Genomic DNA, 14,991 nt, shown 5'->3' on the forward strand with positions numbered 1-14,991 from the left:
GAGTAACGCGCTATGGGGCTGGAGTAAGCGCTAAAGCGCCAAGTCCGGTCGACAGCTAGAGAGAGAAAGGACAACACAATGCGAATCGAACATCTGATCAACGGCAAGTCGAGCGCCGCGAAGGATTATTTCGAAACCGTCAATCCGGCGACGCAAGACGTAATCGCTGAAGTGGCGCGTGGCGGAGCGGAAGAAGTCGACGCTGCCGTACGCGCGGCCAAGGAAGCGTTTCCCGCATGGGCCGGCAAGCCCGCAACGGAACGCGCAAAAATCATCCGCAAGCTCGGCGAGCTGATCGCAAAGAACGTGCCGGATATCTCGGAGACCGAGACGAAGGACACCGGCCAGACGATCTCGCAGACGCGCAAGCAACTCGTGCCGCGCGCCGCCGACAACTTCAGCTATTTCGCGGAGATGTGCACGCGCGTCGACGGTCACACGTATCCCACCGATACGCACCTGAACTACACGCTGTTCCATCCTGTCGGCGTCTGCGCGCTGATCTCGCCGTGGAACGTACCGTTCATGACGGCAACGTGGAAAGTCGCACCCTGCCTCGCGTTCGGTAACACCGCCGTGCTGAAGATGAGCGAGCTGTCGCCGCTCACTGCCTCGATGCTCGGCAATCTCGCGCTCGAAGCCGGTATCCCCGCAGGCGTGCTGAACGTCGTGCACGGTTTCGGCAAGGACACCGGCGAACCCCTGGTCGCGCACCCGGATGTGCATGCGGTGTCGTTTACCGGATCGACGGCAACCGGCAACCGCATCGTGCAGACTGCGGGCCTGAAAAAGTTTTCGATGGAACTGGGCGGCAAGTCGCCATTCGTGATTTTTGACGACGCCGATTTCGAACGTGCGCTCGATGCCGCCGTGTTCATGATCTTCTCGAACAATGGCGAACGCTGCACAGCGGGTTCGCGCATCCTCGTGCAACGTTCGATTTACGCGCGTTTTGCCGAGCGTTTCATCGAACGCGCCAAACGCTTGACGGTGGGCGATCCGCTGGCCGATAGCACGATCGTCGGCCCGATGATCAGCCAGGGGCACCTGGCCAAAGTGCGCAGCTACATCGAACTGGGTCCGAAAGAAGGCGCCACCCTCGCGTGCGGCGGACTCGACACGCCCGACTTGCCCGAAGCCATGCGCAAAGGCAATTTCGTCCAGCCCACGGTGTTCGTCGACGTCGACAACCGCATGCGAATCGCGCAGGAAGAGATCTTCGGCCCGGTCGCCTGCCTGATTCCGTTCGACGACGAAGCCGACGCGATCAAACTCGCCAACGATATTTCCTATGGCCTGTCGAGCTACATCTGGACCGAGAGCACCGGCCGCGCGCTTCGTGTCGCCGCAGCCGTGGAAGCGGGAATGTGCTTCGTCAACAGTCAGAACGTGCGCGATCTGCGCCAGCCGTTCGGCGGCACCAAGGCATCGGGCGTTGGCCGTGAAGGCGGTACGTGGAGCTACGAAGTATTCCTCGAACCCAAGAACGTGTGCGTATCGCTCGGCTCTCATCACATCCCGCGCTGGGGTGTTTGAGACTCGGGTTATTTGCGCGGGGGGCATCGCGCCCGGGGGCGTATGGGGCTGTGGCTAACTTTTAGGGGACCAGAGTAAGGCGCTAAAGTACCAACTCTGGTCGAACGCCTTGCATGGGACCAGAGTAAGGCGCTAAAGCGCCAACTCTGGTCGACACAGGAGAACGTGATGGGCAAACTCGCGTTGGCAGCAAAAGTCACTCACGTGCCGTCGTTATATCTATCGGAGCTCGACGGTCCGCATAAGGGCTGCCGTCAAGCCGCCATCGACGGCCACCATGAAATCGGCAGGCGCTGCCGCGAATTGGGCGTGGATACGATCGTCGTCTTCGACGTGCATTGGCTGGTGAACAGCGAATACCACATCAATTGCGCGCCGAAATTCGAGGGCGTCTATACGAGCAACGAACTGCCGCATTTCATCAAGAACATGCCGTACGCGTATCCCGGCAATGTCGGACTCGGCGATCTGATCGCGGAAGTTGCGAATGAGATGGGCGTGAAGAGCCGCGCGCACAGCGAAACCACGCTCGAACTCGAGTACGGCACGCTGGTGCCGATGCGCTATATGAATAGCGACCAGCACTTCAGGACCGTCTCGGTAGCCGGCTGGTGCATGTGGCACGACCTCGAAACCAGCTCGCGCTTCGGCCTCGCGGTACGCAAGGCCATCGAGGAACGTTATGACGGCACCGTGGCGATTCTGGCGAGCGGTTCGTTAAGCCACCACTTCGCCAACAACGGCACTGCCGAGCAGTTCATGCACAAGGTGTGGAGCCCGTTCCTCGAACAGATGGATCGCAAGGTGGTCGAGTTGTGGGAGGCAGGCGACTGGAAAACCTTCTGCGAGATGCTGCCGCTTTACAACGAGAAATGCTGGGGCGAAGGCGGCATGCACGACACCGCGATGCTGCTCGGCGCGCTCGGTTGGGATCGTTACGACGGCAAGGTTGAAGTCGTCACGCCCTATTTCGGCAGTTCGGGCACCGGCCAGATCAATGCGATCTTCCCCGTGACGCCCCTGCCCGCTTAAGTCCTGGGAAAGGAGCTCGCCATGCCCCATTTGACACTCGAGTACAGCGCCAATCTTGCTGATGAAGCAAACATTGGGCAGCTTTGCACATCGCTCGCGGCTTGCCTTGACGCACAGCGCGAGAACGGCCAACGCGTTTTTCCGCTCGGCGGCATCCGCGTACGCGCCTTGCGCTGCGAGCAGTACTGCGTTGCCGACGGCCGGCCCGGCGCCGCCTTCCTGCATGCGAACCTGAAGATCGCCGCAGGCCGCTCGGACGCCGCTAAAAAGGCGACCGGCGACGCGCTGTTTGAAGCGATCAAACAGCACTTCGCCGCCGAGTTTGAACAACACGGCCTGGCGCTATCGCTGGAGATCAATGAATTCAGCGAAGCGGGCACGTGGAAACACAACAATTTGCACGCGCGACTGAAGACCTGATACCCGGGCTTGAAGCTTGAGGCTTGAGGCTTGAGGCTCCGGCCTGAGACCCGGGCTTGACGCTCCAGCCGAATATTCCGACCCGGTAGCTGGGCCTGGCAGCCGCTTAAAGAGAATCCATCATGCTAGACGAACAGACAATCCGCGATCTCGCGGCGCAACTCGACAACGCCGAGAAAACGCGCACCCAGTTGCGCCACTTTTCGGCCAAGTATCCGGAGATGACCGTACAGGACGGTTATGCGATCCAACGCGAGTGGGTGAAGCTCAAACTAGCCGAGGGCCATGTGATCAAGGGCCGCAAGATCGGCCTGACGTCGCGCGCGATGCAGCGTTCGTCGCAGATCGACGAACCCGACTATGCGCCGCTGCTCGACAGCATGTTCATCGAAAGCGGCCAGGACATCCGCGCCGACCGTTTCATTGCGCCGCGAGTGGAAGTCGAACTGGCTTTCGTGTTGAGCAAACCGTTGAAGGGTCCGGGCGTCACATTATTCGACGTTCTGGACGCCACGGCTTACGTGACCCCCGCCGTGGAGATTATCGACGCACGCATCGAACAATTCGACCGCGAGACGAAGGCGCCGCGCAAGGTCTACGACACCATCTCGGACTTCGCAGCCAATGCCGGCATCGTATTGGGTGGCCGTCCGGTGCGGCCGCTGGACGTCGACCTTCGCTGGGTTGGCGCTTTGCTTTACAAGAACGGCGCCGTGGAAGAAAGTGGACTCGCTGCCGCGGTGCTGAATCACCCGGCGACGGGCGTTGCCTGGCTCGCCAACAAGATTGCCCCATACGACGAAGTGCTGAACGCAAACGACGTGATTCTGAGCGGCTCCTTCACGAGCCCGATTCCGGCGCGAGCGGGCGACACGTTCCATGTCGACTATGGTCCGCTCGGCGGCATTGGTTTGAATTTCATTTGAGCGCATTTGAGTTGACCGACATGTCTCTACCGCAAAACACATTCAAGCGCGCGCTAGCCGAGGGCAAGCCGCAATTCGGCTTATGGGCGGCGCTTGCCGATGCGTACGTGACCGAACTGCTCGCCACGGCCGGCTTCGACTGGTTGTTGATCGACAACGAGCACGCTCCAAACGATGTCCGCAGCACGCTGGCGCAATTGCAGGCTGTGGCTGCCTACGCATCGCATCCGGTGGTGCGACCGGTGCGCAGCGACAGCGCGCTGATCAAGCAATTGCTCGACATAGGCGCACAGACCTTGTTGCTGCCGATGATCGACACGGCGGACCAGGCCACCGAAGCCGTCGCGGCGACGCGCTACCCGCCGCAGGGCATTCGCGGCGTGGGGAGTGCGTTGGCGCGGGCATCGCGCTGGAACCGGATACCGGACTACCTGAACACGGCGGCAGACGAGTTGTGCGTACTGGTCCAGGTGGAAACCGTGCAGGGGATGGAGAATCTGTCGGCGATTGCTGCGGTGGAAGGTGTTGACGGCGTATTTTTCGGACCCGCGGACCTGAGCGCATCGATGGGCTTGCTGGGCAAGCCGGGGGACGCGAGCGTACGCGAAGCGATTTGCAACGGCATAGGGAAAGTGCGGAACGCGGGCAAAGCAGCGGGCGTGCTTGCACCTGATTCGGGGATAGCCGCCGAATATCTGACGGCGGGCGCAACGTTTGTGGCGGTAGGAACAGACACGGGGTTGTTGAGCCGGGCAGCAGCAGATCTGGCGGCAGCATATAAGAAGACTGCGGGAGCAGCGGCGCCCGCAAAAGGTGGTTATTAGCGAAAGCCTCGAGGTTCCAAGACGTGATCTTCAGCGCCCGCAGCGCTGCCGGAGGCATGACACCTCTGTCACTACCACCCAATGCGCGAGAAAACAGATTGCTACAGATCGACAGTGGACCATTTTCGTCGGTTCCATGGGCCTCGTGTCCACTGATACACACTCCATTTTGATATCAAATCGCAGCACCTGGCCCCCGCTACCACACTCGTAGGCAAAGCACGCGCTTTGAGCTGGCCTCTCGGATAACACGGCTTACTGCTGCCGTTACGTGGACCGTCGGTAGTTTTTCGCACCCGCGAGCTTACTCGCTGCTGGCGCCGGCATCGGCGCTAACCGGCGTATAGATCGCGAGCTTTAGCGCGGGATCGTCGTTCGCCTGAAACGTCGCGTACTCGTAGCGCTGCGTGCCACGCTGCGCATGCACGATCACTTTCTGCCCCGACACGCCGCTGCGCACGTCGTGCGTGCTCCACCAATTCGCGAACTCGCGGCTGTTTGCGCACAGGCGCTCCACCAGTGCGACGAACGCCGGGTCGCCCGCATGGAGATCGTGGCTCGCGCGAAACAGCGCGATCATGCGGCGCGCCTCGTCGGACCAGTTCGCAGCGAAGAGCCGCCGCGCTTCGGGCTCTACGAACATGTAGATCAGGATGTTGCGGTTCGCTTCGGCGAGGCGATCGAAGCCGAACAGGTCCGCCGCGGCGGCATTCCACGCGAGGAGGTCCCAGCGCCGGCCGCTCACATAAGCGGGCAGGTCGAGACTTGCGACGAGCCGCTCGACGGCGGGCGGCACGCTCTCCCGCACGAACTCATGCGCTTCGTCGCGCCGCGCGAGCGCGCGCAGATGGGCTGCTTCGGCCTTGTCGAGCCGCAACGCCTGCGCAAGCGCATCGAGCGTCGCCTCCGAAGGGCTGACGGCGCGCCCCTGTTCCAGCCGCACGTACCAATCGACACCGATGCCTGCCAGTTCCGCAACCTCTTCACGCCGCAGGCCGGGGGTACGTCGGCGGCGGCCGCCGCTCAGGCCTGCGGCATCCGGTGTCAGCTTCCTGCGTCGGGAGCGCAGAAAGTCGCCGAACTGGGTTCGAGTCGTGGCGGTCATCGGTTGGTTGTGTGCAGAGAGGGGTATTGGGCAATCCTGGGAGCGTACCGGTCCTTGTTGCCCATTCTAAGCCTGCCAGAATCGCCCCATTCCCACCCTCAATGGAAAAACCATGAAAGCTGCGCTTCTAAAGACGCTCGGCGTTCCGCTCGCGATCGAGCCGATCTCTGATCCGTTGGCCGGCACCGGCGAGGTTATCGTGGACGTCGTCGCGGCGCCGGTCTTGTCCTATGCATTGGAGGTGTTCAGCGGCGAGCGCCGCTATCCAATCGAGCTGCCGATCGTGCCCGGCTGCGGCGCGGTTGGCCGCGTCAGGACGACCGGTCCGGATGCGACGCAGCTACAGCCGGGTGACTGGGTGTTCTGCGATCCAACCGTGCGCTCGCGCGACGATGCGCTGATGCCCGACATCGTGCTGCAAGGCTGGAGCTCGCGCGGCGAGGGTGGCAAGCTGCTGCAGCGCTACTTTCACGATGGCCCGTTTGCGGAGCGGATGCGGGTGCCGACTGAGAACGCGGTGCGCATCGGCGAAATCGAACCGGCTGACGCCACGCGCTGGTGTGCGCTCAACACGCTACTCGTACCGTATGGCGGCTTGCTCGCGTCCGATCTGCGTGCGGGCGAGATCCTGCTCGTCAGCGGCGCGACCGGCAACTTCGGCAGCGCGTGCGTCGCGGTGGCGCTTGCGATGGGCGCGCGGTGCGTGGTCGCGCCCGGCCGCAACGCACAGGCGCTCGCGGATCTCAAGCGCCGCTTCGGCGAACGTGTGCACACCGTTGCGCTGACCGGCGACGAAACCACGGATCGCAAACACATGCAGCAGGCGGCGCCGGGACCGATCGATTGCGTGATGGATCTGATGCCGCCGTCCGTGCCCGCGACAACGGTGCGTGCTGCAGTGATGGCGGTCCGCCCGTATGGGCGCGTGGTGCTGATGGGCGGAGTCGGCATGCTGGGCGGTCCTGGACTCGAGTTGCCGTATCCGTGGATCATGCGCAACGACATCACGCTGCGCGGCAAGTGGATGTACCCGAAGGAAGCGGTGACGCTGATGACGGGTCTCATCCGCGCTGGGCTGCTGGACCTGGGGCATTTCGATGTGACGACTTTCGCACTGGATGATGCAAACGAGGCGGTCGCTCATGCGGCGGCGAACGGCGGGCCGTTCAGGATGACCGTGATAATGCCATAGCCTTGACGTGCGGTGTCCCGGCAGCCAGCAATCGTTCCGCTTCCGTCTCTCAGGTGCTCAGGTGCTCAGGTGCTCAGGTGCTCAGGTGCTCAGGTGCTCAGGTGCTCAGGTGCTCAGGTGCTCAACTCTACAAGCTAACCGGGAAAGTAAACAACCCCTCAAGAGGTTTTCGAACAGGCCTCTAAGGAAGCCCGCCACCCAGCAGGCGTTTTTGCGCCCGCACTATGCGCGGTCGCCCACATCCGTATCCCGTCCACACGGATCGACGATACCGTCCAGTGTATTGACTGGTCGACCAACCCAAAACGTTTCGGAATCCGCTGATTGACTGCGTTAACAGTATCCAGGCATGGACGGCATGATCGATTTCAACGCCATCGGATTTTTCGGAATTGTCGGATTTCAAAATATTTCAATCTCCTTAAGAGTTGCTAAGCCCTTCTGGGCGAACAAAAACTCAAAGGAGAAACATGAAAGCGTGGAAACTCCGTAGCAGATTGACGGGCACACTTGCCCGCCTGATTGTCGCGTCTGGCCTGCTGACCTCTGTTGCCTACACAAATGCGGCGACAGAAGACCAATGCATGCGCCTTTTTTTGAAGTCCTCAGGGATTCCTGGCACCCCAAGTTGCGCAATGGATGTCGCGGGCACTATGCCCCCGACCGACGGGCCAGACGATCCCTACAATCCAATAAATTACTATAACTGCGGACACTACATACCGGACTACTGTGCTGGTGCGACAGGCGGTGCTCCGCCAGACGCTACCTGTCCGATAAGTGACCCTGTATTCGCCGCTAGCGGTATTGTCACCACAACAGAGAATGACTTTGTCAGCGGCGATGAGGTCCCCATCACATTCGCGCGCACCTACCGATCTACGCCCTACCCATTAAACACGAATGCTGTCGGCGCAAACTGGATTCATAACTGGCAGCGAAAACTGGGCATCGTTGGCATTGGAGCCAGTGCCCAAAAGATCAATGCATACCGCGCAAACGGGGAGCCGATAACCTTCACAGTGGCGAACGGCGCGTGGCGAACGCCGACCTTTAGCGGCTTGACACTTGCCTGGAATGGCACGGGATGGTCGCTCACCGACCTTGTGACGGAGGCAGTGGAAACCTATTCTGCGCAAGGTGTTCTGCTATCAGAGACAACCAAGACCGGGTTCGTCAGGACGCTATCCTACGATGGATCGGGGCGGCTTTCCGCGATCACTCAACACGGTCCTGGAACCAATGCTGTCTACGACCTGACCATTCGGTTCGAATATGACCAGAACGGTCGCCTCGCACGACTGACAGATCCTGCCGGCGGCATAACACAATATAGGTACGGTCTTTGGGGCAATCTCATTTCCGTCATCTGGCCGGACGGAAACGTGCGCCAATACGTGTATACCGATGCTCAATCTCGGCGCGCGCTGACTGGAATCATTGATGAGACTGGGTCGCGCATCGCAACGTGGACATACGACGCACAAGGCAGAGCAACTACCGTTAGCCATCCCGATACATCAAGGAACGTACAGTTTGCCTATGGACCGGCGGCGACCACTGTCGCGGATAGCAATGGTTCAAGGACACTTTCTTTCTCGACCACAGATGGCGCGGTTCGCCCAACTGGCAGCAGCGGTTCAACGTCAAGCGGATTGACGTGGGATACGTCGGGCAATCTTCTGGCGACGACTACACCGGCACGCAATGCCGTCTACACATACGACGACACCGGCCGCCCGGTGAAAGCGAGTGTGCGGACTTCCTCCAGCGTCTCTGTCACTTCGGTGATGTATGCAGATGCGACGAGCCTCCATCCTGCGTCCGTCGCCATGCCGGGCAAGTTAATGTCATTCGTTTACGACGGCAATGGCAACGTCACGGGCTATAGCGAACGTGTCACGAACGATCTGACGGGTGAGGCAGGTTTCAATGCCACATGGAACGGACAGCAACAACGGACTATCGGTGCTCGATATGACCGGTTCAACCGTCTGGCCGAGGCGATCATCTACGCAAACAACGCTAAGGTTGCGGACTGGGTCTACTTCTACGACTTCACCGGCAATCTCAACAGCGCACAAAACCTTGTCTCGGGTTGGCTCTTTACCAATCAGGATCGCGATGCGGCCCACCGCGTCACCTGGCAAACCGGCAACTATCGCGAAGCTCGAATCGCATACGACTTCAGAGGGCGAGTCACCCGTTTTACATACGATGAACAGCCAATAGTCGAAACAGGCCGGGTTCGTCGTCTACTGACCGTAGATTACGGTTACTCGCCCGATGGTCGCGTGGTATCCCGTAACGGTACGGTCGCAACCAGTGGAGGGGCTGCGGTCGGCATCAGCAGTGACGACACCGACAAATGGCTCGATAACTACCAGGCAGGTCTTGATCCCGTAGGCCCCCCGGCCTCCCGTCCTGGCTGGTTGCGGTCGATCACGTCAGACGCATCACCTGTCATCAGCCCGGTGTGCGTGGATTGCGGGTTCATTCAAGCTCGTCTTGCATGGCCACTGTTCCTTCACGACCTTTACTTCAGCGCGCAGACGGGCAAACCTATCGAGGACGATCCCGTTGAAATCCAGATCGCGGCGCAGAACCAGTTGCCGTTTCCGGTGCTGGCTCCCAACCTTTCAAAACGGACGATGCTCTATGCGAAGATGTTCGCAAGCGATGCAAACGATTCTTCGGGGTTCGTCAAATGCAAGGACTCCGGAGATTGCGCACGGGTGAGAACCATGTGTCGTGAGAAATGCGATGCTGTACTGCCAACAAGTGCGAACGTCGGATTCAAGTACTGGAATTGTGTGAACGATTGCGCAGAACTGCACGGGTGCCCCCGGATTTAACACTAGCTACAAACCCCATGGAGTCGAACAAAATGATCGAAAATAAGGAAACGGCCACGGAAGTGATTGCGCGACTATACGATGCAAGCAAGTCCGTCAATGATGCAATCAGGATCGTGCAAGTGAACTGCTCACCAGAGGTTTTCTCTACTTTCCGGCGCGGAATGGCAGACGTAATCTACGAACTCTTTGAGAAGGCAATCGTTCCAATTTGCAGACAACACCCGGACTTGATACCCGAAGGGGAAACTCTCGACGGGATCAAACGCTAGTTGAGTCAGCGATGTTTATGAAAAACGCGGAATAGTCGCAAAATTGAAATGAGAAAGGCGCGGAGCCTCTCGCGCCTTCCTTGCCGCAGCGTGGCGGCCGCAATGCTGCGCGCAGAAGACACCATTCGTGGTCGTGCCGCTGAGATCGCCGGTCGCGCATCTGCCGAAGTCGCCCCAATCACTCTCCCGCCGGCCAAGGCAACCCCACCACCGACCAATCCAGCTCCACCCCAACAACCGACCGCTCATCAGCAAACTGCAAAGCCAAAGTAACCGCAATACAAGGCCGCCCGCTAGCCAAAGAAAGATAAGGATTACTAGCCACAACCACCCCAGGCAACAAAACCGCATTGCGAAAATAAGGCCGATGATCCCACCGCGCATCCCGCGGATTCGCCACCGGCTGCAGCGAAGCCCCATCGCTACTCCACGCCGGCCCCCGCAACTCATGTCCGATCTGCCGCCCCGAATCGTCGAGAATAAAGCAGCTGATACAGCGATCGAACGTAGCCAGAAAAGCAAACGCCTCTCCCATCGGAACACCCGCCAGCAACGCATCGGCGGCAAGCCTCAAAGCAGCCCGATAAGGCTCGACTTCCGACTCGAACAACGCATACTGATGTGCCCTTCCCTGGGCAATCACATCGAAAGCATCGTCGATCCGCCGATGCACCGACTCCGGCGGCGCAATCTCGGCCGCCGGCCGCCCGAGCAAAAAGCCCTGCGCGAAGTCCACATTGGACTCGACAGCAAGAATCAACTCTTCGGTGGTCTCCACGCCCTCCACGACAACCAGCATCCCAGCCTGATGCAGCAACGAAACGAGCTTCGGCAAGATCGGCTGCTCAGTGCCGTGACCGGTCGCGCGAATCAGTTCGCCGTCGAGCTTCACGAGATCCGGGCGAATCCGCAGCAACCGGTCGAGATTCGATTGACCCGCACCGAAATCGTCGACGGCGATCAGGAAGCCATGCTCGCGGTACAAAGCCGCCGCCCGCGACATGTCGTCGACGCTGCCGCCATGCGATTCGAGAATCTCGAGAATCACGCGCTCAGGCTCGAGTCCGACCGCCCGCACGACCATGGCGAGCTGATCCGCATAACCCTCGGCGACAAACGTAGCAGGCAGAATGTTGAGGAACAGCCACGCGTCACCGGGCAGCACCTTGCGCGCATTGGCCAGATGCACGGCGTGGCTCGCGCGATCGAGCACGCCTTCATCGCTGGACGGCTTCGGCGCGAACAGCACCACGGGCGGCACCAGCGTGCCGTCGTCCTGCTCGCCTCGCAGCAAGGCCTCGAATCCCACCTGCTTCTGATGCGACAAACTGTAGAGCGGCTGGAAGTGCGAGGTCAGGTAATAGTCCTCCCATCGATGCCGCGGCGCCACCGCACCGTCCTCCGCGAACACATCGCCGGAAAGCAGCTGCAGCGGCTCGATCGGCAGCGCGCGTTCGGCGCACACGCGGTTTCTGCCTGAGTGCTTGGCGCGCAGCAGGGCTTCGTCGGCGCGATCGAGCAGCACCATGATGCTTTCGCCGCTCCGATGCTCGGCCACACCGAAGCTCGCGGTCAGATGGCCGTCAGGGCGCTCGATCGCGGCAATCGCGACGCGCAGGCGCTCGGCCAGCGCCAGGGCGCCGGCCAGACCGTCGCGCAGCAGCACGGCGAACTCCTCGCCGCCGATCCGGCTCACGCTGTCGGCCGCGGAGGTCTCCTCCATCAGCACCTGGGCGACCTGGTACAACGCATGGTCGCCGACCGCGTGGCCAAAGCGGTCGTTCAGCGATTTGAAACTGTCGATGTCGAGGAAAATCGCGCTGACCCGCGCCTCGGGTGTCAGGGTTTCGAGGCGGCGCTCGCCCTGCTTCACGAACGCGCGGCGGTTTTGCAGGCCGGTCAGCGGATCGGTTGCGGCCAGCTGCGCCAGTTGGCTCTCGAGCAGAAAGTGGTTGCGCCGGAACCGGTAGAAGCCGAAGTGAAACACAACGGAAGTCGGTATGCCGATCGCCACGATCCACATCCACAGAACGACGTCGACCTCGTGCGCGCGCGGCTCGCCGAACAGAAAGGCAAACGCCGCACCGTAGAAAAGCGCGCTGCCGATGAAGAAATGCAGCGGCGTGAGCCACAGCGGCGCGGCGCAGACGGGGATCACCACCATGGCGGGCAGCACCCACAGCAGCGGCTGCTCGACACCGGAGACGTTCAGCGCGAGACCCACCACCAGCACCACGGAGTACGCGATACCGATTGCACCGAAGCTCCAGGTCGAATCGGCGCGTGGAATCGCCATCACCAGCAGGGCAAGCACCAGCGCACAGGCGAGCCGGTAGGCGAGCGGGGCCGCCGGGCCGTCGACCATGTTGCGTGCCCCCACGAAACACAGGAACGCGACAACCGTAAACGCCATCGTCACCGTCGAAAGGGGACGCTGGTGCTCCAGCGATCGTCGATGAAAACGATCGCGCAAACCGGGATCGGACAATTGCTTCGTTGGCGTGGAAAGCATATTGATAGATATCAGGCTGGCTCCGGTTACTCCACCGATGTATAACGGCAACCGTCTGACAAATATTTATGCTCTGTCCGCAAATAACGTGGCGCCCCGCCCCGTAAGCGCTACGCCGCCATCACGCGGTCACGGCCCGAGGCCTTGGCGGCGTACAACGCGCTGTCGGCACGCGCCATCAACTGGGCGAGCGATTCATTGCGCCGATGCTGGTCCACGCCGACGCTGAAGGTGTACCTCAACTCGCACGGCAACTCGGCCGGCGCGGCCGCCGCGAGCCGGACCCGCAGACGATCCATCAGGCGCACCGCTTCGGCCGCGGTCGTCGCCGGGCACAGCACGCCGAACTCCTCGCCGCCCAGCCGCCCGAACACGTCGCCGACCCGCAGATTGCGGCTGATAAAGGCCGCGAAGTGGCTCAGCACCTGGTCGCCGGTAGCGTGACCGTAGCCGTCGTTGACCGCCTTGAACGAATCGATGTCGATGATCGCCATCGCCACCGGCGAGCGGCTGCTCAGCGACGTCTTCAGCAACGCGTCGCCGATCGCGAGAAATGCCCGGCGCGACAACGCGCCCGTCAGGTCGTCCACATTGGCGAGCCGCTCGAGCCGCTCGGCGAGGCGATCGTGCGCCAGCATCACTACACCGATCGAAAGGCACGGTGGCGCGAGGATACCCAGTGCGAGAAAAGCGACATTGCTCGGCGTGACCTGCATCAAGCCGGACTGCAACAGCGTGCCGAAGCTGTACAGGACGCCGCGCGAGACATGCCCGACGCATAACAGCGCCGCCGCTACGGCGAGAAAGTAATAGCTGTAGCGTGGCCGGTTCGAAGGACGACCGCGCAGCATCGTCACGGCGAGCATGGCGTAGAGGCCCGCGTGAAACGCCGAACTCACCGCCACCCGCGCGTTGAAGTCCGGCGTGACGAAGGTCCAGTAGACAATGCCGATCAACACAAGAAGTGCGCCGGCGTAGGCAGCCCAAGGGCGCGTGCGGCGCCCCAGAAAGCGGTAGCAGCCTTCGACCACCAACAGCAGCGAAATGGCCAGCAGCTCGTTGGCCGCCACGAAACTCAGCCAGCGCGGCGCGTGCCCTTGCAATGCAAAGGCAAGCAGCGCCACGATCGCGACAGCATTGGCCGAGATCCAGTAGCCGACGCCGGGTATCGCCGCACGCCATAGCGAGCCGAGCACGGCGATCCCCATGGCGCCCGACAAAACCGTAACGGCGAGAACAGTGAGTGGATTGAGCATTGTTGTTTTGAGTCGAACGGCCTCGCCATAGCGCACCACGCCCCTGCGTGTGCCCGTGCGCGCTGACCTTCTGCGCCCCTTGCGTTGGCGCTCGCATGGCCAGGCGGCGCCAGTGCGTCAGTTTACTGGTCTGGACAGACGTTGGGGGCACAGTGACCCTGAAAGATTCGCGAGGCGCCCCCGGCGGCGGCAAATGCGCGGCGCATCCCGTGCAACCCGACTCAAACCGTTGCATTTAGCACGAAACCGAAAAGCTAAAACATCGGCGCAATCTACCGTTAATCAATCTATCGAAAACATCTTCGCGGCGGACCTCCACGGTGGCACAGCAAGCAAGCCATTTCAGGCAGGAAAAATTACATGGCGAATAAACTTCTGCGGCAATCGTTTGCGCTTATAAAGCAGACGAATGTAAAGTGGCTAAAAGTTAATGTCTTAAGTAGACTCCTCCGAAGTGTGGCGGATAGAGCAGACAAACTCGGTAAAAGTAACCTAGGACGCGTGCAACGCGCGCCTTCCCGTAACACTTTCAATTGTTCGGCCGTCGGCGCCCGTTCTTGTACGCGGTCTGAGGCAACGGCTATTTCCCGGAAAACATGGTCCCAATTCTCGATTACCTGCTGGAACGCCAAATCTCGCCACAATGGCGCGGCATGCTGACTGCGCTCGCGACAGAGTTCGAAGCGCAGATTGGTCCCGGCGAGCTTCGTCAACTGATGTACCGCGTCGGCTGCCGGTTTGCCGCGGCGCATCAACTGCCCGCCTGCGGGTCGACGGCCGAGCTCGCGCAGGCGTTGAATCTGCGCTGGCACGACATGGACTGGGGCTACGTCGAACTGTCCGACGAAGCGGAGTCTCTGCGCATCGTTCATTACTGTGCGCCGCTGCAGGCATTCGGCAACGCGGCGCTCGCATGGACCCCGGCGTTTCTCGAAGGCGTCTATCAGACGTGGTTGAGCGCGTTGGGCGCACAGGGCCTCTCGGTGGCGCAAACGAGCGCATACGGCACGGACACCGCGATCGAGTTCCGGCTCGGGCGGCATCCTGTTTGAGCGGACCGG

Annotated in this window: 12 protein-coding genes; 9 read left to right on the forward strand and 3 right to left on the reverse strand. The window is 61.1% G+C overall.

Annotation, left to right across the window (positions count from 1 at the left end):
- Nucleotides 1-78 precede the first annotated feature (78 nt).
- The 5 genes from hpaE to hpaI all read left to right on the forward strand — a co-directional run bounded on the left by hpaE (nucleotide 79) and on the right by hpaI (nucleotide 4,738).
- On the forward strand, nucleotides 79-1,536 hold the full coding sequence (gene hpaE, locus DSC91_RS08990; RefSeq protein WP_115777796.1) for a 5-carboxymethyl-2-hydroxymuconate semialdehyde dehydrogenase: 1,458 nt from the start codon (nucleotides 79-81) through the stop codon (nucleotides 1,534-1,536).
- 168 nt (nucleotides 1,537-1,704) lie between these two features.
- The gene (gene hpaD, locus DSC91_RS08995) at nucleotides 1,705-2,568 is read left to right on the forward strand and encodes a 3,4-dihydroxyphenylacetate 2,3-dioxygenase (protein ID WP_115777797.1); all 864 of its coding nucleotides are present in this window, start codon (nucleotides 1,705-1,707) and stop codon (nucleotides 2,566-2,568) included.
- Nucleotides 2,569-2,589: 21 nt separating this feature from the next.
- A complete protein-coding gene (locus DSC91_RS09000; RefSeq protein ID WP_115777798.1) occupies nucleotides 2,590-2,988 on the forward strand; it encodes a 5-carboxymethyl-2-hydroxymuconate Delta-isomerase in 399 nt (132 codons plus the stop codon).
- 122 nt (nucleotides 2,989-3,110) lie between these two features.
- Complete coding sequence (gene hpaH / locus DSC91_RS09005) at nucleotides 3,111-3,914, forward strand: 2-oxo-hept-4-ene-1,7-dioate hydratase (protein WP_115777799.1); 804 nt, start codon at nucleotides 3,111-3,113, stop codon at nucleotides 3,912-3,914.
- Between the two features lie 20 nt (nucleotides 3,915-3,934).
- The gene (gene hpaI, locus DSC91_RS09010; RefSeq protein WP_115779764.1) at nucleotides 3,935-4,738 is read left to right on the forward strand and encodes a 4-hydroxy-2-oxoheptanedioate aldolase; all 804 of its coding nucleotides are present in this window, start codon (nucleotides 3,935-3,937) and stop codon (nucleotides 4,736-4,738) included.
- Nucleotides 4,739-5,042: 304 nt separating this feature from the next.
- On the opposite strand, the gene DSC91_RS09015 is transcribed toward hpaI, so the two are convergent.
- Nucleotides 5,043-5,843: a helix-turn-helix transcriptional regulator gene (locus DSC91_RS09015; RefSeq protein WP_115777800.1), complete on the reverse strand. Its 801-nt coding sequence runs from the start codon at nucleotides 5,841-5,843 to the stop codon at nucleotides 5,043-5,045.
- Between the two features lie 112 nt (nucleotides 5,844-5,955).
- On the opposite strand from DSC91_RS09015, the gene DSC91_RS09020 reads away from it, so the two are divergent.
- From DSC91_RS09020 to DSC91_RS09030, 3 genes are all read left to right on the forward strand, one after another.
- The gene (locus tag DSC91_RS09020) at nucleotides 5,956-7,035 is read left to right on the forward strand and encodes an MDR/zinc-dependent alcohol dehydrogenase-like family protein (protein WP_115777801.1); all 1,080 of its coding nucleotides are present in this window, start codon (nucleotides 5,956-5,958) and stop codon (nucleotides 7,033-7,035) included.
- A gap of 470 nt (nucleotides 7,036-7,505) precedes the next feature.
- Entirely contained in the window at nucleotides 7,506-9,890 is a 2,385-nt protein-coding gene (locus DSC91_RS09025; protein ID WP_115777802.1) for a DUF6531 domain-containing protein, read from the forward strand.
- Nucleotides 9,891-9,922: 32 nt separating this feature from the next.
- Nucleotides 9,923-10,162, forward strand: coding sequence for a hypothetical protein (locus DSC91_RS09030; protein ID WP_115777803.1), 240 nt, complete (start codon nucleotides 9,923-9,925; stop codon nucleotides 10,160-10,162).
- A gap of 178 nt (nucleotides 10,163-10,340) precedes the next feature.
- Here DSC91_RS09030 and DSC91_RS09035 read toward each other — a convergent pair whose 3' ends face one another.
- On the reverse strand, nucleotides 10,341-12,674 hold the full coding sequence (locus tag DSC91_RS09035) for a bifunctional diguanylate cyclase/phosphodiesterase (protein WP_115777804.1): 2,334 nt from the start codon (nucleotides 12,672-12,674) through the stop codon (nucleotides 10,341-10,343).
- 110 nt (nucleotides 12,675-12,784) lie between these two features.
- Nucleotides 12,785-13,930: a GGDEF domain-containing protein gene (locus tag DSC91_RS09040; RefSeq protein ID WP_115777805.1), complete on the reverse strand. Its 1,146-nt coding sequence runs from the start codon at nucleotides 13,928-13,930 to the stop codon at nucleotides 12,785-12,787.
- 596 nt (nucleotides 13,931-14,526) lie between these two features.
- Between DSC91_RS09040 and bcsD the strand changes: the two genes are divergently transcribed.
- Nucleotides 14,527-14,982 (forward strand): cellulose biosynthesis protein BcsD, encoded by a 456-nt coding sequence (gene bcsD / locus DSC91_RS09045; protein WP_115777806.1) that lies wholly within the window; start codon nucleotides 14,527-14,529, stop codon nucleotides 14,980-14,982.
- The last annotated feature ends 9 nt before the right edge of the window (nucleotides 14,983-14,991 follow it).

The sequence above is a fragment of the Paraburkholderia caffeinilytica genome (assembly GCF_003368325.1).
GTDB lineage: Bacteria > Pseudomonadota > Gammaproteobacteria > Burkholderiales > Burkholderiaceae > Paraburkholderia > Paraburkholderia caffeinilytica.

Coding starts and splice junctions, on each gene's coding strand:
- DSC91_RS09025 (WP_115777802.1), top strand. CDS start 7,506: ATGAAAGCGTGGAAACTCCGTAGCAGATTGACGGGCACACTTGCCCGC.
- DSC91_RS09015 (WP_115777800.1), bottom strand. CDS start 5,843: ATGACCGCCACGACTCGAACCCAGTTCGGCGACTTTCTGCGCTCCCGA.
- DSC91_RS09030 (WP_115777803.1), top strand. CDS start 9,923: ATGATCGAAAATAAGGAAACGGCCACGGAAGTGATTGCGCGACTATAC.
- DSC91_RS09000 (WP_115777798.1), top strand. CDS start 2,590: ATGCCCCATTTGACACTCGAGTACAGCGCCAATCTTGCTGATGAAGCA.
- DSC91_RS09020 (WP_115777801.1), top strand. CDS start 5,956: ATGAAAGCTGCGCTTCTAAAGACGCTCGGCGTTCCGCTCGCGATCGAG.
- hpaH (WP_115777799.1), top strand. CDS start 3,111: ATGCTAGACGAACAGACAATCCGCGATCTCGCGGCGCAACTCGACAAC.
- hpaE (WP_115777796.1), top strand. CDS start 79: ATGCGAATCGAACATCTGATCAACGGCAAGTCGAGCGCCGCGAAGGAT.
- hpaI (WP_115779764.1), top strand. CDS start 3,935: ATGTCTCTACCGCAAAACACATTCAAGCGCGCGCTAGCCGAGGGCAAG.
- DSC91_RS09035 (WP_115777804.1), bottom strand. CDS start 12,674: ATGCTTTCCACGCCAACGAAGCAATTGTCCGATCCCGGTTTGCGCGAT.
- bcsD (WP_115777806.1), top strand. CDS start 14,527: ATGGTCCCAATTCTCGATTACCTGCTGGAACGCCAAATCTCGCCACAA.
- hpaD (WP_115777797.1), top strand. CDS start 1,705: ATGGGCAAACTCGCGTTGGCAGCAAAAGTCACTCACGTGCCGTCGTTA.
- DSC91_RS09040 (WP_115777805.1), bottom strand. CDS start 13,930: ATGCTCAATCCACTCACTGTTCTCGCCGTTACGGTTTTGTCGGGCGCC.